This window comes from Nocardia sp. NPDC019395 (genome assembly GCF_040632335.1).
Taxonomy (GTDB): domain Bacteria; phylum Actinomycetota; class Actinomycetes; order Mycobacteriales; family Mycobacteriaceae; genus Nocardia.
The window spans coordinates 252,719-273,267 of sequence record NZ_JBEYBT010000006.1 but is presented as its reverse complement, the minus strand read 5'-3'; the positions used below and the strand labels follow the sequence as shown (position 1 = coordinate 273,267).

Genomic DNA, 20,549 nt, shown 5'->3' with positions numbered 1-20,549 from the left:
GCTTTTCCTCGGTCACGCTGTTTTCATCCGGCGTGAGCAAGGATCCTTTCTGGTTACGTGACTCGCTCATGGCACGAACTTGACGTCGGAGGCGGTCTGGGTGCCGTCGTCCGCACGCTGGACGGTCACCCGGAACCGGTAGAACCGCTGCTGTTCGCCTTCGGCCCCGGCGTTGGTGAGGGTCTGCTTGGCGGCGACCAGGATGACCGCGGACTTCTCGTCGTCCCGCTCCACCGCGGCCTCGACCACCTCGCCGGTGGAGACGACCTTGGCCTGTTTGACGATTTCGGTGAACGGATCGATCCGGCCGTCGAACTCGGTCTTGAATTCGCCGGAGGCCATAGTGAGGATCCGGTCGATATCCTCTTTGGCCGTATCGGCCCGGATGGTGGTCAGGTTGAGAACCGTCTGCCGCGCGGTCGCGACATATTCGGCCCGGCGTTCGTCCCGCTGTTCGGTGGACTGGACGGCGATCGTCGAGACCACCGCGGCGGCGACCAATCCGATCACCAGAACAGCGGCGGCGGCGACCGCGAGGATCCGTTTCCAGGAGCGCCCGGACCGGGTCTTCTCCCCCGGCTCGCTATCGGGGTCGGCGGAACCGGATTCGTCCTTCTCGAGCGCTACGACGGCAGCCGCGGGTACTTCGGATTCCTTATCGCCGGAACCCTCCGGTTGGGCGTCGGGCTTTCCGAGCCGGACAGTCGTCTCGGCGGCCTCGGCGCTGTCCTCGGATGCTTCACCCGCGCCACCGACGGTGGTTTCGGCAGTGCTCGCAGCGTCGGCATCCGTCCGCGCGGCGGGTGTGGATCCGACCTCGGCGGCGGTGAGCTTCTCGGTCTCGGCGCTCGCCGCGGTACCGGATTCGACCTGCTCGGTCGCGCCCTCGACCGGCGGACCCGCAGTCCGGCTCGACCGCCTGCGGGTACGGCGGGGGTCCTTGGTCTCGCTCATCGTTGCTGCTCCTCGAACATTGCCTGCCAATCCGCGGGTACGGCGCCTGATCCGCCGGGTTGGATATCGCCCTGACGGTAGCTACGACCGTCGGTGCCGGTATAGACCCCGGAGGCCGGATCGTACGAGAGAGCGGCGGCGGGGGTACTTGCGCCCGAGAAACTAGCAGGTGCCGGGGGTACTCCCGCAACCCCGGGCCCCGTGTCGGGCGCGGCGGCCGGTGCGACGCCGGGCGCCGGCGGTTCGGTGGGGGCCACCGGCTGGGGAGGCCCGAACGGCGGATTCGTCCCCAGCGGAACGTATCCCGTGCGGCACAGTTCGGGAGTCGGTGCCCGCCGGCCGGGATATTCCATACACGGCGTATTGCGGATACCGCGTACAGCGGTCTTGTCGTCCTGCGGAACCTTGCAGTACAGACCCTCGGGGGTGGGGAGGGGTTCGGTTTCGGTCGGGCTGCGGCGCTGATCGGGCGGCAGGAAGCCGGTGGTGCACGGCGGGGGGTCGTTGAGCACGGTCATGAAGTCGACCAGTGCGCCGTACTCCATGGGCCCACGCACCGCGGTGAGCAGCGCGGCGATCAGCGGCGGGTAGACGACCAGGATCTGTTCCAGACCTGCGTGGTAGGTGACGCCGACCTGACCCAGGCTCACCAGGTTGTTCAGCAGCAGCGGCAGGGTCGGTCGCAGGTCCTCGAACTGCCGGGTCACCCGGTCCATCGCGGCCGGGCCGTTGGCCAGGATACTGCGCAGCGCCGGGTCGTGGGCGCGCAATGTGTCGGTGACTGTCGCCAGGTCACGGGTCCACGAGCGGATCGCGGCATCGGAGTTCACCTGGGTGTCGAGCAGCGGGCCGATCTGTTCGATCAGCTGTTTGGTCGGCTCGACATTGTCGTTGGCCTCCTGCACGAGAAGCGACGCGGAGTCGATGAACCGCTGCAGATCCGGTCCGGCACCGTTGAACGCCCGGAACGCCTCGTCGATCACCTGACGCAGCCGGGTATCGGCGACACTCGCCAGCAGCCGGTCTGCCTGATCCAGTAGCGCGCCGACGTCTTGTGGCAATTGGGTGCGATCCACCGGGATCACGCTGCCGTCGTAGAGGTTCGCGTCGCCGGGATCCTCCGGCGGCACCAGGTCGACGTACTGCTCACCGATCGCCGAGACACTGCGTACGAGCGCGGTGGAATCGGCGGGGATCTTGTAGTCGCTGTCGACCGACAGTTTCGCTACGACCCCCTCACTGGTGAGCCGGACCTCGTTGACCACACCGACATTGGTGCCGCGATAGGCGACGTTGGCGTTCTGGTAGAGCCCGCCGGTGGCGGCGAGTTCCAAGGTGACCTCGTAGCGGCCGATACCCAGCATCGCCGGCACGCCCACATAGGTACCGCCCATGACGGTCAGGCCGACCACCGTGAGGATGGAGAAGATGATGAGCTGGGTTCGTACGAATCGGGTGAGCGTCACCGGCCCTCGCCCCCTTGCGGCTGGCCGGGCAGTGGCACGGTCAGCCCGGGGATGGCGGGCAGGCCGGGAATCGGCGGCAGCCCGGGAATAGTCGGTTGCGGCTGATCGCCGGGCGGCTGCGTACCGGGCGGCGGCGCCAGCGGCGTCGCCAGCGGGTTGCCCTGCTGGCCGCCGGCCCCGGCCGCCTGACCGAGAGCGAGTTCCACACCGCCGAACATGCCGCCCAGACCGGTACCGGTGAGGAAGTTCGAATCCAGCCGTTTACCGGTGAGATCCAAGGTCATGAACAGGTTCAGGTAGTCGCCCTTGATCGCGTTGTCCAGGTTCTTCAGCGGGAACGGGAAGGTCGCGATGATCTTCAGCGATTCGGTGAGGTCGGCGCCGGTATCGGCCAGCGTCTGCAGCACCGGCGCGAGATTCGCCAGGTTCGCCTTCAGATCGTCGCCGCTCGCGGTGATCAACCGGTTCACCACATCACTGAGATCACCGAGTTTGGTGATGGTGGTGGTGATGTTCTGCCGGCGATCGGCCAGGACGGTCAGCGCGGGATGGATCTCCTCGATCGCCGCTTCCACCACATCGGTCTGTTCGACGAATTGCCCGGAGACCCGGTCCAATCCGCTCATCGCGGCGATGATGTCGTCGCGTTGCGCGTTCAGATTGCCGATCAGATCGTTCATCTGCGGAATCAGGTCGCGGACCTCGTCCTCGTTGCCGACCAGGGCCGTATTGAGTTCACGGGTGATGTTCTCCAACTGGGAGATACCGCCGCCGTTGAGCACCACGGACAGCGAGGACAGGACCTGCTCAGTGGTCGGGTAGACCCCGGCCCGGTCGAGCGGGATCACATCCCCCTCGGCGAGCCGTCCCTGCGGCGGGATATCGGCCGGCGGGGCGAGTTCTACGTGATTGCTGCCCAGCAAGCTCGTCTGACCGATCTTGGCGGTCGCGTTCGCGGGGAGCACCACACCGGGATTCAGCGAGACCGTCACCAGTGCGTGCCAGTCCTCGACCTCGATATCGGTGACCGCCCCGACCGCGACATCATCGACACGCACCGGCGAATTCCGGGTCAGCGTCGTGACATTCGGCATCTGGATCTTCACCTCGTACGAGCCGTCGCCGGTGCCCTCGGTACCGGGCATCGGCAACGAATTGAGCCCGTCGTATTGGCAACCGGTGATCGGCAGGGCCAGCGCGATCCCGACAGCGAGGGCCACGCCCCGGCGCCGCCGGGTACCCGGGGTCCGGGATTTCGGCCGGATACCCGGCGCCCGCAGCTCGAGCCGGCGCATCATCGTCCTCCTCCGGGCATTCCGGGCAGCGAAATACCCGGGATCGCCAGTCCCGCGACACCGGCCGGAACCGATATGGGTGCGGGCGCGGGCGCCGCCGGCGGCCCCACTTTCTGCGGATCCACCTTCCCGGCCAGGTCCGGGGTGGTGTACTCCAGCTGATTCGGGAATGCGGTCACCCCGGTCGCGGGGTTGGTCATGATCGGTAGATAGTTCATCGCCAGGGAGCTGAGCACCGGGGCCAGATACTGCGCGCACAGGTCGGCGCTGGTATCGGATTCATGCTGTTCCAGCGCTCGTACCGAACCGCACATGAAGCTCACCGGGTCGGCGAAGTTGTTCAGCGAGATGGCGCCGGTCAGCGTGCCCTGGGCGGGTTTGTAGATCTGATAGAAGTTCACCAGCGCGGTCGGCCCGGAATGCAGCGCCTGTTCCAGTTCCGGCCGTTTGTCGACCAGGATCTGGGTCACGTCGGCGAGCCGCTGCACGCCCTCGGTGAGTTCGGTTCCGCTGCCGTCCAGGAATCGGTGCACATCGGCCAGCGCCAGGTCCAGGTTGTCCAGACCCGCGCCCAGATCCTGTGACACTCCGGCCAGAACCCCGGACACCGAGGACAGCCGGCCGCCGAATTCCACGATCTGATCGTTGCTCTTGGACAGCACGTCCACGAACTTCTGCAGATTGCGGATGGTGCCGAACAGGTCGGTGCGGCCGTCGGAGAGTGTGGTCAGCGTTGCCGAGAGTTCGTGCAGGGTGGTGCGGAACGCGTCGCCGTTTCCGTCGAGGTTGTTCGCGGCGGTATCCACGAAGCGGCCGAAGGAGCCCTGCGGGTCGTCGCCGACCGGGCCGAGCGCGGTGGACAGTTTGTTGAGCTCGGTTTTGATGTCGTCCCACTCCACCGGGACGGCGGTGCGCTCGAGCGGGATCTCGGCGCCGTCGCTCAGTTTGTCTCCGCCGGTGTAGGCGGGGGCGATCTGGATGAACCGTGCCGCGACCAGTGACGGCGCGATGATCACGGCCCGCGAGTCGGCGGGCAGATCGACGCTGCCGTCGACCGTCATCGTCACCTTCGCCTGGTCCTTACCGGGCTCGATGGAGTCGATCTTGCCGATGGGCACACCCAGGACCCGCACATCGTCGCCGGCGTAAAGGCCACTGGTGGAAGTGAAATAGGCGGTGATCTCATGCTTGGTGAGCCGGTTGTACGCCGCGTAACCGCCGACGGCCACCAGCGCGACCACCAGCACCCCGGCAACAATCGTCACCCACTTGCGGGGTACGGCGCGGACCTTGTCCCGCAGAGTTTTCATCGGCTTCTCCTCGGAGCAGGTTCATGCGGTCCGCGGAAGCCGAAGCGTTGACGGAGGTTTCTCATCATCGCGGCGGCTCCTGTGCGGACGGGCCGATCTTGGGACCGGGCTCGAGCAGATAGGCGCGCAGCGATTCGGGTAGATGCTGCGGCCAGACCAGCGCGTCCACCAGCGGATGCAGTGTCTCGCTGCTGGCGTTGACGACGTAGGCGTTGAAGTACGGCCCGCTGCCGACCTGTTCACCGAGCGCCGCGGCGAACGGGCCCAGGCCGTCGAGCGCGCCGGTGATGTTGTCCCGGTTGCGCTGTAGCAGGTCGAGCACCGAATTGAGTTTGTCCAGCGCCGGTTTGAGCTGCGCTTCGTTATCGTGAACCAGCCCGGACAGCTGCTGGGCGAGCGAATTGACGTAGACGATCATCTGGCTGATCGCGGTCCGCCGGCGATCCAGTTCGCCGAGCAGCTGGTTTCCGTCCACCAGCAGCGCGTTGATCGAATCGGCGCGGTCGGACAGGATCTTGGTGACGTTCTGCGCGCGGGCGAGCAGATCCGACAGTGCCTGGTCGCGGGCATTGATGGTGCGCGAGAGCGCGGTTACCCCGTCCAGTGCCGAACGCAGCGGCGCCGGAGTGTCGGCGAAGGCGGCCGACAGTTCGTCCAGCGTCTGGTTCACCTTCGGCAGATCCAGATCGCCGACCGTACCGGCGAGATCACCGAGCGCCTCGTTCAGCGAATACGGCGAGGTGGTGCGGGTGAGCGGAATGGTGTCGGTGACCTTCAGCGCCCCGGGACCGTCCGGGGTCACGGACAGCGATTTGCGGCCGAGGACGGTGTTGGTCTTGATCGCCGCGGAGGTCTTGTCCCCGAGAACGATGGACTCGGTCAGGCTGAACCGGACCAGCACCTGCGCGCCGTCCAGGCTCACATCCTCGACCTTGCCCGATTTGACCCCGGCGACCTCCACATCGTCGCCGGTCACCAGTCCCCCGGCATCGGCGAAGTACGCGGTGAAGGTCGCGCCGCCGCGGATGAACGGCAGCCGTTCGAACTGCAGCGCCGACAGTGCCACCGCGACCGCCAGCACCAGGCCGACGATGCCGATGGTCACCGCACGCGATTGCTCTTTCATTCGCGGGCACACCTTCCGGTCGTTTGCTCACCGGGCAGCTCGACCAGCAGCGGCTTCCCGTCCGGACCGTCGACCAGCATGTTCGTCCCGCAGACGTACAGCTGTAGGAACGAACCGTAGGAACCGATGCGGATCAGTTTCCGATAGGTCTCCGGCAGTTTGTCCAGCACCCACTGCACGGTGTCCGAACCGTTGTCGAGGTTGGTGGCCAGGCGACCGGTCTGGGCGATGGTCGCCGCCAGATCGGGTCGTGCCTGCGCCAGCAGATCGTTGGTCGCGACCGTCGCGTCGGCGATACGCGGCAGCGCGGCGCCGATCGGGTCGCGATCCGCGGCCAGACCGCTCACCAGCCGGCGCAGTTCGTCGATCGTGGTGGCGAACTGGTCGCCGCGGTCGTCGATGGTTTTCAGCACCGAGTTCAGATTGTTGATAACGCTGCCGATGAGCGCGTCCCGGTCGGCGAGGGTTTTGGTGAACGACCCGCTGCTGTTCAGCAATTCGACGAGCGTGCCGCCCTGCCCTTGGAAGATCTGCAGCAGCGCGTTGGTCAGATCGTTGACCTGGTCCGGGTTCAGTCCGCGCAGCAGCGGTTTGAAACCGCCGAGCAGCATATCCAGGTCCAGTGCCGGAGCTGTCTTGTCCAGGCCGATGGTGCCACCTTCGTGCAGGGCAGTGGCATCACCGGGCCCCTCGAGCAGTTCCAGATAGCGGTCGCCGACCAGGTTCTCGTAGCGCACCGTGGCCTTGGTGCTGGTGAGCACCTGGTATTTGCTGTCGAGATCGAATTCGACGTGGGCGTGATACTCGTCGTCGACCTTCACCGAGGCGATCGAGCCGACCGGTACCCCGGCGATCCGTACCTTGTCACCGGGCAGCATTCCCGACGCACTGGTGAAGACGGCGTTGTAACTGTTCTCGCTGGAGAAACGCATCTGCGAGAAGACGATCGCCAGCCCGGCGAAGACCAGGGTCATCACCAAAGTGAAGATGGCGAGTTTGATTGTCGTGGCGGTGTTTTTCACGGCTGACTCACCCCCGGGAGTCCGGCGAACAGTACCTGGAAGACCTTGGGCGCGTTCAGGTTCAACTTGGTCGAGGGCGTGTAGGGGTGGCCCTCGGCGGTATCGGTGACGACGTAGTCGGAATGGCTGTCCGGCACTCGGTCCAGTAGCCCGCCGCATCGCGGTCCGCCTGTCGCGGCGACCTTCGGCAGGTCGTTCGGATAGGTGTAGGGCTGGATCCCATACATGAAACCGGTGTTCAGGGCCACGCCCTCCTGTCCGCCGCCGAAGACCTGCTCGCCCAGCGGCAGCGCCTTGGCGGAACCGCCGATCAGGCAGAACAGCGAGTCCCTGTACTGGTTGAGCAGTTCCCCGGTGGGACGCAGCAGGTCGAGGGCGGTGCCGATCTGTGCCTCGTTCTCGTGCAGTACCGCGCCGGTGGTATCGGCGAGGCCGGTGAGGTTGGCCAGCAGTGAGTCGACGTCCGATTCGGATTCGCTGATGGTCCGGCTGCTGACCGTGGCGTTGTCGACGGTGCGCAGCAGGTCGGGGGAAACGTCGGCGTACAGATTGCCCACAGCCGCGGTGGTGCCGAGGTCACGCTGCAGGGTCGGCAGCGTCGGGTTGATCTCGCGCAGGTAGGCGTCACCGTTGACCAGAAGCTGACCGAGCGATTCGCCACGACCCTGGAGGGCCGTGCCCAGCGCGGTCAGGGTGGCGCTGAGCTTTTCCGGCTCCACATCGGCCAGGACATCGCTGAGATGCTGGAACAGGGTGTTGAACTCGACGGTCACCTTATCGGTGGCGAGCCGGGCGCCGGGTTGCAGCGATTGCGATTCGGGCTCCTGCGGGATCACGAAGTTGATGTACTTCGCACCGAACACCGTGGTGGACCGGATATCGACGGTGGCATTCGCCGGGACCAGGTGCAACATATCGGGGTCCAGGGCCAGGCGCAGGTCGGCGCCGTCGTCGGTGCGGTCCACCCCGGCGACCCGGCCGATCTGCACCCCGCGCACCTTGACCTTGGCGTCCGGATCGAGCACCAGGCCGCTACGCGGCGCGGCGAGAGTGACTGTGACGGTCGGCGTGAAACCACCGAAAAACATCGTCATCGAGACGGCCACGGCCGCCACCGCGGCGAGCACCATAACCGTGCCGGCCAGCTTGAGCCCGTACTTTTCCCGCGCTGCGACCCATTTGCTCGTCGGCCGCAGCGGAGCCCAGGGATCGTCGTCACCGCGGGACGACCCACCCGCGGTTCCGTTCGTCCCGGGCTGTCCCCGTAGCCGTTTCCTGTCAGCTCGCATCATCTCCGTCATGGCGCCTATCCGGAAAGGTTGAAGTTGCCGGAAGTGCCGTAGATGGCCAGGGAGATCAGCAGTGTCACCGTGACCACCGCGATCAGCGAGGTACGAACCGCGTTCCCCACCGCGATACCGACCCCGACGGGGCCGCCCGCCGCGTTGTACCCGTAATACGTATGGATCATCATTACCGCCAACGCCATGACAATGGCCTGAGCGAACGACCACAAGATGTCGCTCGGGATAAGAAATGTCGAGAAGTAGTGGTCGTACACGCCGGCTGATTGTCCGTAGATGACCACGGTCGCGAAGCGGCTGGCGATGAACGAGGCGATCACCGCGAGGGCGTACAGCGGCACGATCGCGATCATTCCGGCCAGCACCCGGGTACCGACCAGGTACGGCATCGGGCGGATGGCCATGGCTTCGAGCGCGTCGATCTCCTCTGCCACCCGCATGGCGCCCAGTTGCGCGGTGGAGCCCGCCCCGATGGTGGCGGCGAGGCCGATACCGGAGATGACCGGTGCCGCGATACGGACGTTGAGGAAGGCGGCGAAGAAGCCGGTCAGCGCCTCGACACCGATATTGCCGAGCGAGCTGTAGCCCTGGACGGCGATGGTGCCACCGGAGAAGAGGGTCAGGAAGCCGACGATCACGACCGTGCCGCCGATCACCGCGAGAGCCCCGCTACCCATGCTGATCTCCGCGATGAGCCGGATGGTCTCGGTGCGGTAATGGGTCAGCGCACGGGGCATCGAACCGACCGTCTTGCCGTAGAACACGGCCTGTTTGCCGAGTTCGTCCAGCGAGGTCGAGAACCTGCGGACGCGCCGCGTGATCTTGGGGAAACGGGACTGGATGATCACCGAGGCCGACATCGTCACCGCACCGAGAACTTGAGACCGACCGCCGTGACCACGACGTTCACCACGAACAGCGCCATGAAGGCGAAAACCACTGTCTGGTTCACCGCATCACCGACACTTTTGGGACCACCTTTGACATTCAGACCCAGGTAGCAGGCGACCAATCCGGCGATCAGGCCGAACAGACCGGCTTTGACCTCGGAAATGATCAGCTCCGGAAGGTTCGTCAGCAGCGTGATGCCGTTGACGAAGGCGCCCGGGTTCACGTCCTGCAGAAAAACCGAGAAGAGGAAGCCACCGACGATGCCGATGGTGCAGACCAGGCTGTTCAGCATCAGCGCGACGAACATCGAGGCCAGCACCCGGGGCACCACCAGCCGGTGGATGGGGTCGATACCGAGCACCTTCATGGCGTCGATCTCTTCCCTGATGGTGCGGGCGCCGAGATCCGCGCAGATGGCGGTGGCGCCGGCACCGGCGACGATGAGCACCGTGACGATCGGCCCGACCTGAGTCACCGCGCCGAAGGCCGCACCGGCACCGCTGAGATCGGCGGCGCCGATTTCGCGCAGCAGAATGTTCAGCGTGAAGCTCACCAGCACGGTGAACGGAATGGCGACCAATACGGTCGGCAGGATCGATACGCGCGCTACGAACCATGACTGGTCGATGAATTCGCGCAGCTGGAACGGGCGGCGAAAACTCGCCCGGGCCACCGATGCGGCCAGTTCGAAGAATCCGCCGACGGCCCGCAATGGGACAGCAAGGACCTCGTTCACTATGGATCCTCCTTGCCTAACCACTGGTCCCGCTGGCGGCCGCTTGGGATACACCCTGGGACACGCCCCGCTAAGTAGAACACGTTCATTTCCTATTTGGGGCCATTTTGAGGCTTGTGAACTGGAAACTTGTCGCAATCCCAGACAGCGAGATTGGAACAGGATTCATTCGCCTTGGACATCATTGTGTGAGGCCGGGCACAGTACGACCCCTTTGTTTACCAATGACTGGACGGTTGTTCAACTCTTGTCGGCCGGATTCCACCAACGAATCGGGCAAACCGCCCCAGCGGGACGGATTCAACCCAATTCGTGTAGTGCCGTTGCCGAAAAGGTACGACCTGCGTCGCGTTCGGCGAAGTAGCCACTCAGCGTGGTGGCCAGATCGTCATCTGACCATTGCGCACCCGTCGCATCGAAGCGCTGCTCGACCACCGGCGCGGCCATCAACGCGACCATCGGTCCGTAGACCACGAAAACCTGCCCATTGACCAGGTCGGCAGCGGGAGACGCCAGGTAGGCGACCAGGCGCGCCACATGATCCGGCGAGAGTGGATCCACCTCGTCCTCGGGTGCCGCGCTGAACACCTTTTCGGTCATCGCGGTCCGCGCCCGCGGGCAGATCGCGTTCGCGCGGACACCGAAGCGGTTCAGCGCGCGCGAAGCCGACAGCGTCAGGGCGGTGATCCCGGCCTTGGCGGCCGCGTAGTTGGCTTGACCTTCCGGCCCGAGCAAACCGGCTTCGGAAGAGGTATTGACGATCCGCCCGTACACGGGCGCGCCGGCCTCCTTGGACCGCGCGCGCCAGTAGGCGCCGGCATTACGGGTCAGCAGGAAATGTCCGCGCAGATGCACCGAGAGGACCGCGTCCCAGTCCTCGTCGGACAGGTTGAACAGCATCTTGTCGCGGGTGATGCCCGCATTGTTGACCACGATATCCAGGCCACCGAACGATTCGGAGGCAGCGGTGATCAACGCGTCGGCCGTGGACCGCTCGGCGATACTGCCCGGCACGAATTCCGCTTTTGCGCCGAGCGCGCGTATCTGCTCCAGCGTCTCGACGACCGCTTCGGACTCGGCGAGGTCGTTGACCACCACCGAGGCCCCGGCCCCGGCCAGGGCGAGCGCTTCGGCCTTGCCGAGGCCCGCACCCGCTCCGGTCACGATCGCAACTCGCCCGGCGAGGCTGTTATCTGTATCGCTCACCGGGCCGACTCTAGAACGTGTTCTTATTCACGGCAAGAGCCGATTCACAGCAACCGCAATGCCGCTTTCGGGCATTGCGCCACTGCCTCGGCGACCTGGGACTCCTGATCCGCGGCGACCTCCCCCTCGGCGACGTGCAACATATCCTCGTCATCGAGTTCAAAGACGTCGGGAGCGATTCCCGCACAGATTCCGTTCGCTTCACACTGATCGAAGTCAACGCTGACCTTCATCGGAACTCCTTTTCCCCACGTAGCGGCCGAAGCGTAACAAGCGACGGGCGCCGGGGCTGGCAACATGGGCTGATTACCCTTCAATACTGGAACATGTTTCAGTGCATATGCAATGATCGGAGCCAGGCATTCGAGATCCGTGCCGCGCTCCCCGAGCAGAGCGCGGCACCGCGCCCTCGAACAGGGTGCGGCGCGATCCCACGTCCGGCCCATCTCCATTCCGCACAACGAAGGCTCGAGGTCCCGCTATGCGCATCGCGTATACCCCGCAGCAGCAGCAGCTACGCGCCGAATTGCGCGAATACTTCGCGCGCCTGATAACCCCGGAACGACGGGCCGCGCTCAGCTCCCAGACCGGTGAATACGGCCAGGGCAATGTGTACCGCGAGGTAGTCGCGGAAATGGGACGCGACGGCTGGCTGGCCCTCGGCTGGCCGAAGGAATACGGCGGCCAGGACCGGCCCATGATCGACCAGCTCATCTTCACCGACGAGGCCGCCATCGCCGGCGCCCCGGTGCCGTTCCTGACCATCAACTCGGTGGCGCCGACGATCATGCACTACGGCAGCGAGGAACAGAAGAAATTCTTCCTGCCCAAGATCGCCGCCGGCGATCTGCACTTCGCCATCGGCTACTCCGAACCGGGCGCCGGCACCGACCTGGCCGCCCTGCGCACGACCGCGGTCCGCGACGGCGACGATTACGTGATCAACGGCCAGAAGATGTGGACCAGCCTCATCGCCTACGCCGACTACGTATGGCTGGCCGTGCGCACCGACCCCACCGCCAAGAAGCACAAGGGCATCAGCATGCTCATCGTGCCCACCACCGCCGAGGGCTTCTCCTGGACACCGGTGCACACCATGGCCGGCCCGGATACCAGCGCCACCTACTACCAGGACGTGCGCGTCCCGGTGACCTCGCTGGTCGGCCCGGAGAACGGCGGCTGGCCGCTGGTCACCAACCAGCTCAACCACGAGCGGGTCGCGCTGACCTCCGCCGCCGCGCTGCAACTGGCACTGGCCCAGACGGTGGCCTGGGCGAAGGAGACGAAGGCCGCGGACGGCTCCCGGGTGTTCGACCGGGAATGGGTCCAGCTGAACCTGGCGCGGGTGCACGCCAAGGTCGAATACCTCAAGCTCATGAACTGGGAAATCGCCACCCGGGCCGACGCCGGCGGCGACGCGGCACCCCGCCCCTGGGACGCATCCGCGTGCAAGGTGTACGGCACCGAATTGTCGACCGAGGCCTACCGCCTGCTCATGGAGGTCCTCGGACCCCAAGCCTCGCTGCGGCAGGACTCGCCGGGGTCGGTGCTGCGGGGTCGGCTGGAGCGGATGCACCGCGCCGCCCTGATCCTCACCTTCGGTGGCGGCACCAACGAGGTGCAGCGCGACATCATCGCCATGACCGCCCTGAAGCAGCCCGCCTCCGCCCGCTGACCGTCTCGCCCATTCCAGAATTAGGTAGTCACCATGGATTTCACTCCCACCGAAGCCCAAGTGGATCTGGCCCGGCTCACCGGCGAGGTCTGCGAGAAACTGGTCACCGCCGACCGTCTCCGCGAATTGGACGGCGGTACGGCAAAATTCGACGAACCGCTGTGGAAATCGCTGGCCGAGACCGGCGTGCTGTCGGCCGCGCTGCCCGAGGAGATCGGCGGCAGCGGTTTCGGCGTACTGGAACAGACCGCGATCCTGCGCGAACTCGGCAAGGCGGTGGCGGCCGTCCCGTATCTGTGGTCGATCGTTCTCGGCGCGGGTGCGCTGGCCCGGTTCGGCTCCGATGATCACCGTGAACTCGCGACAGCGGCCGGTGCGGGTACCGCGATCCTGACCGTCGCGCTGGCCGAGGAACACAACTGGGAGCCCGCCCGCCCCACGACCACCGCGACCGAATCCAGCGACGGCTGGCACGTCACCGGCGTGAAGACCACCGTCCCGGTAGCCGACCGCGCCGCACGAATCCTGGTGCCCGCCTCGGTATCCGGTAAGCCCGCGGTTTTCCTGGTCAACCCTTCCCGCGAATCCGTCACTGTGACCGAACAACAGGTGACCGATCGCAGCGCGGAATCGCTCGTCGAATTCACCGACTCCCCCGCCGAACTGCTCGGCACAGTGGAAGACGGTGCGCAGATCCTCGATTGGCTACTCGACCGCGCCTGGCTGGGCCTGGCCGCCCAGCAGCTCGGAACCCTCGAGCGCTCACTGGATCTGGTCGGCGGCTACGCCCGGGAGCGTGAACAGTTCGGCCGCGCTGTCGGCAGCTTCCAGGCTGTGGCCCAGCGCCTCTCCGACGGCTACATCAGCGTCCAGGGCCTGCGCCTCACCGTCACCCAGGCCGCCTGGCAGCTCGCCGAAGACCTCGACGCCACCGCCGCGATTCACACCGCGAAGTTCTGGGCCGCCGAGGCCGGCCACCAGGTGGCTCATACTCTGGTCCATGTGCACGGCGGCGTCGGGATCGACCGTGATCACATCGCGCACAACTATTTCACCGCCGCCAAACACAACGAGTTCACCCTCGGCGGAGCGACGAACCACCTGCTCCCATTGGCCGAATTCGTCCCCGAATCCGCCTGATACACGCGCCGGTGCTGGTCGGCGGCCGCACCCAGTACGCTGACCAGCACCGGGGCGACCCCAGTAGGCTTCCGGATCGGCGTCCTGGCCGGCAAGGCCCATCCCCGCTACCGAAAGGCGAAACGAGCAACGCTTCAGCGGTTACTTGCCTACTGTGGAGCTGATTGTTCCAACGCCGTAGGGAACCGCACCGCCCGACAGAGTTCCCGGATCAGGCGAGTCTCCGGTTCAGTTCCTCGCTTGCCCCCGCCACGTGATCGGCGGCTCGACGGAATACGCCGGAATGCTCGTGAACTGCGCTCATCACCACGTCGTGGACGAATTGCCGCGTGCCCTGGCCTTCGAGTTCGGCGCGCCGGCGAAGAGCCTCGAATTCATCCTCATCGAATCTGACAGTCAAGTCGGCCATACCGCATCGTACCGCCCAGATTTGATAGTTTCGTACAAAAATTAGACAGATATGTACGATTTCTCTGTATGACTGCGCTTCACGATTCCGATGCCTGGGAACTACCCGTCAGCGAGGCACGCGACAAGCTGGCCGAGGTGGTCGCGGCGGCCGAATCGGGCAAAGTGGTCCACCTGACCAGACACGGTCACCGCGTCGCGGCAGTTGTTCCCCAGGCAATGGCGGAGACTGCCGACCGCCAGGTACGCGAACTGTCACGGCGGTTCGCGTCCGATCATCCTGCACTACTCGACAAGCTGGCCGAATGACCGGCGCAGAGATCTATTACCTGAACATCACAGATCTCCGCGCAATCGCCGACCAAATCGCGGGTGGGCACATTATTCGCGACCCGGGACTCCTCGAGTCCGCCACGGCCCGGCCACAGGCGACTGTTTTCGGTATCGACGCCTACCCCTCATTGTGGGACAAGGCGACGGCGCTGCTGCATTCCATTGCCAGGCACCGTCCGCTGATCGATGGCAACGAACAGCTGGCCATCGCAGCCGGTGCGGTCTTCCTCGCCCGCAACGGCGTGGATATCGACGGTTTGGACGAGGATCTGACGTACGACCTGATGATCGCGGTCGCCACCGGTGAACTGGATGAGGTAGCGGATATCGCTGAACAACTCAGAAAAGCGATCGGGGCAACGCCTCCGGATTCATCCGGGTAACGGCCATTCAACCGGCCGTGCAGAGTGAAGGGCTGCCGCCTGGATGCGGCAGCCCTTCGAACACTACGACGAACTGCCCGCCGAACCGTGCTCGTCGGCGTCGCGCTCCTCGGTCTGCGCCTTGGCCCACTTGTAGTCGGGTTTGCCCGCCGGGGACCGCTTGATCTCGTCGACGAACCACAGGCTGCGGGGCTGTTTGTAGGAGGAGATCTCCTGGGTCAGTACCGGTCGCAGTTCCTCCAGAGTGGGGCGTTTGTCACCGCGACACTGCACCACGGCGGCCACTCGCTGACCCCACCGCTCGTCCGGGACACCGACCACCAGCGCGTCGAAGATCTCGGGATGGCATTTCAGCGCACCCTCGACCTCCTCCGGGTAGATCTTCTCGCCGCCGCTGTTGATGCTCACCGAACCGCGGCCCAGCATCGTGACGGTCCCGTCCTCCTCGACCCGCGCCCAGTCGCCGGGGATGGAGTAGCGGACCCCGTTGAACTCCTTGAAGGTCGCCGCGGTCTTCACCGGGTCGTTGTAGTAGCCGACCGGGATATGCCCCTTACGGGCGAGAACACCGGACTGGCCGGAACCGGGGGCCACCGGGTTACCGTCCTCGTCGAGTACCGCGGTGGAGGCGTCGATCTTCACCCGCGGCCCGCCGGTATGGGTGGCACCCTTGGCCGCGATGGAGATACCGCCGAAGCCCGTCTCCGAGGAGCCGATTGAATCGGTGATGACCGTATTCGGCAGCAGGTCGATGAACTCGTCCTTGAGGGTCGGCGAGAAGAGCGCCGCGCTGCTCGCCATCGCCCAGAGGTTGGCGTGCTGGTACGGCTCACCGGTTTCCGGGTTGCCCTCCTTCAGCGCGTCCATCATCGGACGGGCCATCGCATCGCCGGTCATGAAGATCATGTTGATGCTGTGGCGGTCCACCGCCTGCCAGACTCCGTGCCCGCTGAACTCCGGCAGCATGATGGTCTTACCGCCGTCGAACAGCCCGTGGAACACCGCGGTCTGCGAACCGCCGTGGATCAGCGGCGGAATCGGGTAGCGCACCATCTGGCCGCCGGCGGCGCCCGTTTTGGCCTGCTGCCATTCGTCCTGGATGTATTCGCCGGTCATGAAGTTGATACCGCCGCCGAGGACCCGCCACCAGTCTTCGTGCCGCCACATGACGCCCTTGGGCATGCCGGTGGTGCCGCCGGTGTAGAGCATGAAGATATCGTCGGCGGAGCGGTCACCGAAGTTCCGCTCGCCGGACGCATCCGCAAGTGCCGCTTCGTAATCCACGGAGCCTTCCGCGGTCGCGAATTCGTCGCTGCCGTCGTCGACCACCAGGACCGTCTTCAGCTTCGCGACCTTCGGCCGCACATTCGCCACTTTGCCGGTGTAGCGCCGCTCGTGAATGAGCGCCACCATGTCCGAATTTTCGAAGATATATTGCAACTCGTTCTCGACGTACCGGAAGTTCACGTTGATCATCACCGCGCGGGCTTTGAACACGGCCACCATGGCCTCCACGGCCTCGATGGTGTTGCGCGAGTAGATACCGACCTTGTCACCCGGCTGGACACCGTGTTCCAGCAGGTAGTTGGCCAGCCGGTTGGCCCGGTCCTCCAGTTGCGCGAAGGTGATCGAGCGGTGGTCGTCAGCCAGCGCAACCCGGTCCGGCACGAGATCGATGGTGTGTTCGACGAGGTCGGCTATGTTGTACGTCACAAGGTCAAAAATAGAACGTGTTACTGTTTCTTGCAAGGTCCGAGTAACAGGAGAAACAACGATGCCTCAATGCCTCGTCGAGAAGCGCGGCCACGTCCTCATCGTCACCATGAACCGGCCGGAGGCGCGCAACGCGCTCTCGACCGAGATGATGGCAATCATGCGCGATGCCTGGGACCAGGTGGACCAGGATCCGGAAATCCGGGTCGCCATCCTCACCGGCGCGGGCGGCGCCTTCTGCGCGGGCGCCGATCTCAAGGGCATGACCCAGCAACATCCAGGTGATTCCTTCAAGGGCGGCGGCTGGGATCTGTCCAAGATCGAGGCGCTGCTCAAGGGCCGGCGGCTCACGAAACCGCTGATCGCGGCAGTCGAAGGCGCGGCCATCGCCGGCGGCACCGAGATCCTGCAGGGCACCGATATCCGGGTGGCGGGCGAAAGCGCGAAGTTCGGAGTATCCGAAGCGCGCTGGGGTCTGTTCCCGCTGGGCGGCTCGGCAGTACGCCTGGTCCGTCAGGTCCCCTACACCGTCGCCGCCGATATTCTGCTCACCGGCCGCCACCTCAGCGCCGCCGAGGCCAAGGACATCGGCCTCATCGGTCATGTGGTGCCGGACGGTACCGCCCTGGACAAGGCGCTGGAACTGGCCGACCTGATCGCGGCCAACGGCCCGCTCGCGGTGCAGGCGATCCTGCAGACTATCCGCGACAGCGAATGCATCCCCGAGGAAGAGGCGTTCCAGATCGACGCCAAACTCGGCACCGCGGTCTTCCAGTCCGCCGACGCCAAAGAAGGCCCCCAGGCGTTCAAGGAGAAGCGCAAGCCGAACTTCAGCGGTAAGTAGCCGCGGATTGCGGCGTTGCGGGCGACACAACCGCAATCCCGTCCGCGAACCGGACTCGGCAGCCGATGTGCCCGGAACGAGCTGAATGCCCCCTTTCGATGCGTATCGAAAGGGGGCATTCGCGCCGGTGTTCGCCGACTACGCGCCGGGGTAATCCATGAAGAACGGCTCCCACTGATGACCGTCCGGATCCAGGAAGGTCCGGCCGTGCATACCGACCTGCGCCTCCTGCGCCTGTTTATCGGCATTGACCTCTTCGGTCCCGCCCGCGGCCACCGCGGCGTCGGTCAGCCGGTCGACCTCCTCGGCGCTACCCAGCGACAGAGCATAGGCCGCGCCGGTGGCTGCCCGGGTATCGGCGATCGGGCGCTTGCTGAACACCCCGAAATGCTCGTGAGTGAGCAGCATCAGGCAGATATTGTCGTCGACCACTATGCAGGCAGCATTGTCGTCCGTGAAATCGGTGTTGACCTTCCACCCGAGCGATTCGTAGAAATTCTTCGAGCGAGGCAGATCGGTAACGGGAAGGTTCACGAAAATCATTTTGCTGCTCACGGTTTCGGTCCTTTCGAAGCGGTGGTCTGTTTCGCCGGCTGCACAGGTAGAGACGCGGACCGCCCCCGGAACTCATCGGCGGTGACGGACAATTTCCGGAACCGGGCGTCGGCGGCAATTCCGCTGTCCGCCGCCGTCGCCACCTCGGGTACTACCGGCAAACCCGGCACCGCGCCGGAACCTTTACGGGACGGCGACCGACCAGTCCGCGGTGTGGCGTCTGCGCCGGGTGAGACGGCAGTGGTGAAGTCGTGAACTGCGTGTTTCATCCCCTGTTCACATGTCGGTGCGCTGTGTCACAGTGGCATCCATGAGCGAGCAGACCGGCACGATCGATGCCGACGTACTGAGATCCTTCGAATCACATCGGCGTGAGCTCTGCGCCTACGCGTATCGCATGCTGGGTTCCTCCTTCGAGGCCGAGGATGCCGTCCAGGACGCCTTCACCCGGGCCTGGAAGTCCTACGACTCGTTCGAGGGCCGGGCCAGTCTGCGCTCATGGCTCTACAAGATCACCACGAATATCTGCCTCGATATGCTCGACGGCCCGCAGCGCCGGGCCCGGCCGATGGATCTGTCGAGCCCGTCCAATCCGGACCACCCGCTCGGCCCGCCCAAACCGGATTACGTCTGGGTGGAGCCCATCCCCAACTCGCTCGCTTTCGGTGCCGATCCCGCTGAGTACGCCACCGCCAAGGACAGCCTGCGCCTGGCGTTCGTCGCGGCCTGCCAGCATCTGCCCGCCACCCAGCGCGCCATTCTGATCATGCGCGAGGTGCTGCGTTTCTCGGCCAACGAAACAGCCGAAGCACTGACCATGAGCACCGCCTCGGTGAACAGTGCCCTGCAGCGCGCCCGGGCCACCATGAGCAAGGTCGGGCCGGCCGAAACCGACAGCTACGACGCATCCGATGAAGATCAGCGCAAACTGATCGACGATTTCGTCACCGCGTTCGAGTCCTACGATATGGACGCACTGACCGCCCTGCTGAAAACCGATGTGGCACTGTCCATGCCGCCCTTCGATCTCTGGATCTCCGGTCCGGAGAATGTCGCCGCCTTCATGCTCGGCACCGGCGCGGCCTGCCGCAATTCCCGGCTGGTCCCGCTGGGCGGCGCCAACGGCCACCCGGCCTTCGGCCACTACAAGCCGAGCGGGGAACCCGGCCGCTGGGTGCCGTGGTCGATCACGGTGCTGGAAATGCGGGACGGCGTCATCGCGGGGCTCAATTTCTTCCTCGATACCGAACGCCTGTTCCCGCTGTTCGACCTGCCACCGGAATGGACCGAGGCACCGGCGAGCGAACCGGCCTGAAAACCGCCCCTGGCCGACGGTGTGCACCGCCGGCCAGGACGCGATCCGAGTGGCCGTGCGGAGGTATTCGCCGGGGCCGGTGGGAACAGCTCGGCCGTATCAGTCCGAACCCGCGCGGCCGGCCGATCGCGCGGGCTCCGTCCGAGCAGTCAGCAACGGAACGTCCAAATGCCTACCAACCCACCGTCCAGATGGCCAGCATCCCGCCGTCCAGATGTCCACTGATCTACCGTCCAAGTGTCCACATGTGGTGCGGATGGATGCGCTCTGGCGACTCGCGCCGGTCGGACGAGCACCGGCTGCGCCGGCACAACAGCGACCTTCACGACGGACCCGCCGACCTGTTCTGGTGCGCGCGGATTTCGTCCGATCCGGTGGCGAATTCCGGGTGGACGGCCGGCACGATCAACGCGCAGGCGCTTCAGCTTCGAAATCGACGCAACCGGATACCAGGTACCGTGTCGGTGGAGTCCCGCCCGCTCTCGCGAGGAGCCGGCTCGGGATTGATCCAGATCCAATCTGTCCAGGGGTGGGCAGCTGAATACCGGGAGGGGTGGCCCGTGCTCGAGGTCGATCCGGAAAATCTGGGCGCGGCGGCGACTCAGCTGCGAACGTTGAGTGATGAGGTCGCGGATACCGCGAAGGTTCCGCGTCTCGATGCCGGTCGCGGTGTGACCGGCATGGCAGGGTCGGCGATCGCGGCGGCATTGGCCGACGCGGATGCCGCCAGTACCCAGGCCAAGACCGTGCTCCGGTCCCGGCTCGGAGTCCTGGGTCAGCTTCTGGATACCGGGGCCCATCTCTACAGCGGTCAGGACACCGAGGTCGCGAACCGTCTCAACGTCCTGCCCGATCTGAATCAGCAGGTCTGAG

General features: G+C 65.4%; 21 protein-coding genes. 7 read left to right on the top strand and 14 right to left on the bottom strand.

Annotated elements, in window-relative coordinates; genetic code table 11:
• Positions 1-66: 66 nt before the first annotated feature.
• From ABZ827_RS18385 to ABZ827_RS18335, 11 genes are all read right to left on the bottom strand, one after another.
• On the bottom strand, positions 67-954 hold the full coding sequence (locus tag ABZ827_RS18385) for a hypothetical protein (RefSeq protein ID WP_357237963.1): 888 nt from the start codon (positions 952-954) through the stop codon (positions 67-69).
• Positions 951-2,420: an MlaD family protein gene (locus ABZ827_RS18380; protein WP_357237962.1), complete on the bottom strand. Its 1,470-nt coding sequence runs from the start codon at positions 2,418-2,420 to the stop codon at positions 951-953. Before ABZ827_RS18380 ends, ABZ827_RS18385 begins: the two co-directional genes overlap by 4 nt.
• A complete protein-coding gene (locus ABZ827_RS18375) occupies positions 2,417-3,715 on the bottom strand; it encodes an MCE family protein (RefSeq protein WP_357238012.1) in 1,299 nt (432 codons plus the stop codon). Before ABZ827_RS18375 ends, ABZ827_RS18380 begins: the two co-directional genes overlap by 4 nt.
• Positions 3,715-5,025, bottom strand: coding sequence for an MCE family protein (locus tag ABZ827_RS18370; RefSeq protein WP_357237961.1), 1,311 nt, complete (start codon positions 5,023-5,025; stop codon positions 3,715-3,717). The genes ABZ827_RS18375 and ABZ827_RS18370 overlap by 1 nt, the downstream gene beginning before the upstream one ends.
• Before the next feature lie 64 nt (positions 5,026-5,089).
• Entirely contained in the window at positions 5,090-6,151 is a 1,062-nt protein-coding gene (locus tag ABZ827_RS18365) for an MCE family protein (RefSeq protein WP_357237960.1), read from the bottom strand.
• Complete coding sequence (locus ABZ827_RS18360) at positions 6,148-7,173, bottom strand: MCE family protein (protein ID WP_357237959.1); 1,026 nt, start codon at positions 7,171-7,173, stop codon at positions 6,148-6,150. Before ABZ827_RS18360 ends, ABZ827_RS18365 begins: the two co-directional genes overlap by 4 nt.
• On the bottom strand, positions 7,170-8,462 hold the full coding sequence (locus tag ABZ827_RS18355) for an MCE family protein (protein ID WP_357237958.1): 1,293 nt from the start codon (positions 8,460-8,462) through the stop codon (positions 7,170-7,172). Before ABZ827_RS18355 ends, ABZ827_RS18360 begins: the two co-directional genes overlap by 4 nt.
• Positions 8,463-8,479: 17 nt before the next feature.
• Complete coding sequence (locus tag ABZ827_RS18350; protein WP_357238011.1) at positions 8,480-9,337, bottom strand: ABC transporter permease; 858 nt, start codon at positions 9,335-9,337, stop codon at positions 8,480-8,482.
• Between the two features lie 2 nt (positions 9,338-9,339).
• Positions 9,340-10,104: an ABC transporter permease gene (locus ABZ827_RS18345; RefSeq protein ID WP_357237957.1), complete on the bottom strand. Its 765-nt coding sequence runs from the start codon at positions 10,102-10,104 to the stop codon at positions 9,340-9,342.
• A gap of 300 nt (positions 10,105-10,404) precedes the next feature.
• Positions 10,405-11,310 (bottom strand): 3-oxoacyl-ACP reductase, encoded by a 906-nt coding sequence (locus ABZ827_RS18340; protein WP_357237956.1) that lies wholly within the window; start codon positions 11,308-11,310, stop codon positions 10,405-10,407.
• 44 nt (positions 11,311-11,354) lie between these two features.
• A complete protein-coding gene (locus ABZ827_RS18335; protein ID WP_357237955.1) occupies positions 11,355-11,543 on the bottom strand; it encodes a ferredoxin in 189 nt (62 codons plus the stop codon).
• Positions 11,544-11,791: 248 nt separating this feature from the next.
• On the opposite strand from ABZ827_RS18335, the gene ABZ827_RS18330 reads away from it, so the two are divergent.
• Positions 11,792-12,985, top strand: a complete 1,194-nt coding sequence (locus tag ABZ827_RS18330) for an acyl-CoA dehydrogenase family protein (protein ID WP_357237954.1) — start codon at positions 11,792-11,794, stop codon at positions 12,983-12,985.
• A 33-nt stretch (positions 12,986-13,018) separates the two neighbouring features.
• Positions 13,019-14,125, top strand: a complete 1,107-nt coding sequence (locus ABZ827_RS18325; protein WP_357237953.1) for an acyl-CoA dehydrogenase family protein — start codon at positions 13,019-13,021, stop codon at positions 14,123-14,125.
• A gap of 211 nt (positions 14,126-14,336) precedes the next feature.
• Here ABZ827_RS18325 and ABZ827_RS18320 read toward each other — a convergent pair whose 3' ends face one another.
• A complete protein-coding gene (locus tag ABZ827_RS18320; protein ID WP_357237952.1) occupies positions 14,337-14,534 on the bottom strand; it encodes an antitoxin Phd in 198 nt (65 codons plus the stop codon).
• Positions 14,535-14,602: 68 nt separating this feature from the next.
• Between ABZ827_RS18320 and ABZ827_RS18315 the strand changes: the two genes are divergently transcribed.
• A complete protein-coding gene (locus ABZ827_RS18315) occupies positions 14,603-14,842 on the top strand; it encodes a type II toxin-antitoxin system prevent-host-death family antitoxin (RefSeq protein WP_357237951.1) in 240 nt (79 codons plus the stop codon).
• Positions 14,839-15,249, top strand: coding sequence for a Fic family protein (locus ABZ827_RS18310; protein ID WP_357237950.1), 411 nt, complete (start codon positions 14,839-14,841; stop codon positions 15,247-15,249). The genes ABZ827_RS18315 and ABZ827_RS18310 overlap by 4 nt, the downstream gene beginning before the upstream one ends.
• Positions 15,250-15,312: 63 nt before the next feature.
• Here ABZ827_RS18310 and ABZ827_RS18305 read toward each other — a convergent pair whose 3' ends face one another.
• The gene (locus tag ABZ827_RS18305) at positions 15,313-16,962 is read right to left on the bottom strand and encodes an acyl-CoA synthetase (protein ID WP_357237949.1); all 1,650 of its coding nucleotides are present in this window, start codon (positions 16,960-16,962) and stop codon (positions 15,313-15,315) included.
• 61 nt (positions 16,963-17,023) lie between these two features.
• Between ABZ827_RS18305 and ABZ827_RS18300 the strand changes: the two genes are divergently transcribed.
• The gene (locus ABZ827_RS18300) at positions 17,024-17,806 is read left to right on the top strand and encodes a crotonase/enoyl-CoA hydratase family protein (protein ID WP_357237948.1); all 783 of its coding nucleotides are present in this window, start codon (positions 17,024-17,026) and stop codon (positions 17,804-17,806) included.
• A 138-nt stretch (positions 17,807-17,944) separates the two neighbouring features.
• Here ABZ827_RS18300 and ABZ827_RS18295 read toward each other — a convergent pair whose 3' ends face one another.
• Entirely contained in the window at positions 17,945-18,361 is a 417-nt protein-coding gene (locus ABZ827_RS18295; RefSeq protein ID WP_357237947.1) for a VOC family protein, read from the bottom strand.
• A 310-nt stretch (positions 18,362-18,671) separates the two neighbouring features.
• Between ABZ827_RS18295 and ABZ827_RS18290 the strand changes: the two genes are divergently transcribed.
• Together ABZ827_RS18290 and ABZ827_RS18285 are read left to right on the top strand one after the other, a co-directional pair.
• Positions 18,672-19,676 carry a sigma-70 family RNA polymerase sigma factor gene (locus tag ABZ827_RS18290; RefSeq protein ID WP_357237946.1) on the top strand — a complete coding sequence of 335 codons (1,005 nt, stop codon included), beginning with the start codon at positions 18,672-18,674 and terminating at the stop codon, positions 19,674-19,676.
• Between the two features lie 560 nt (positions 19,677-20,236).
• Positions 20,237-20,548, top strand: a complete 312-nt coding sequence (locus tag ABZ827_RS18285) for a type VII secretion target (protein ID WP_357237945.1) — start codon at positions 20,237-20,239, stop codon at positions 20,546-20,548.
• The last annotated feature ends 1 nt before the right edge of the window (position 20,549 follow it).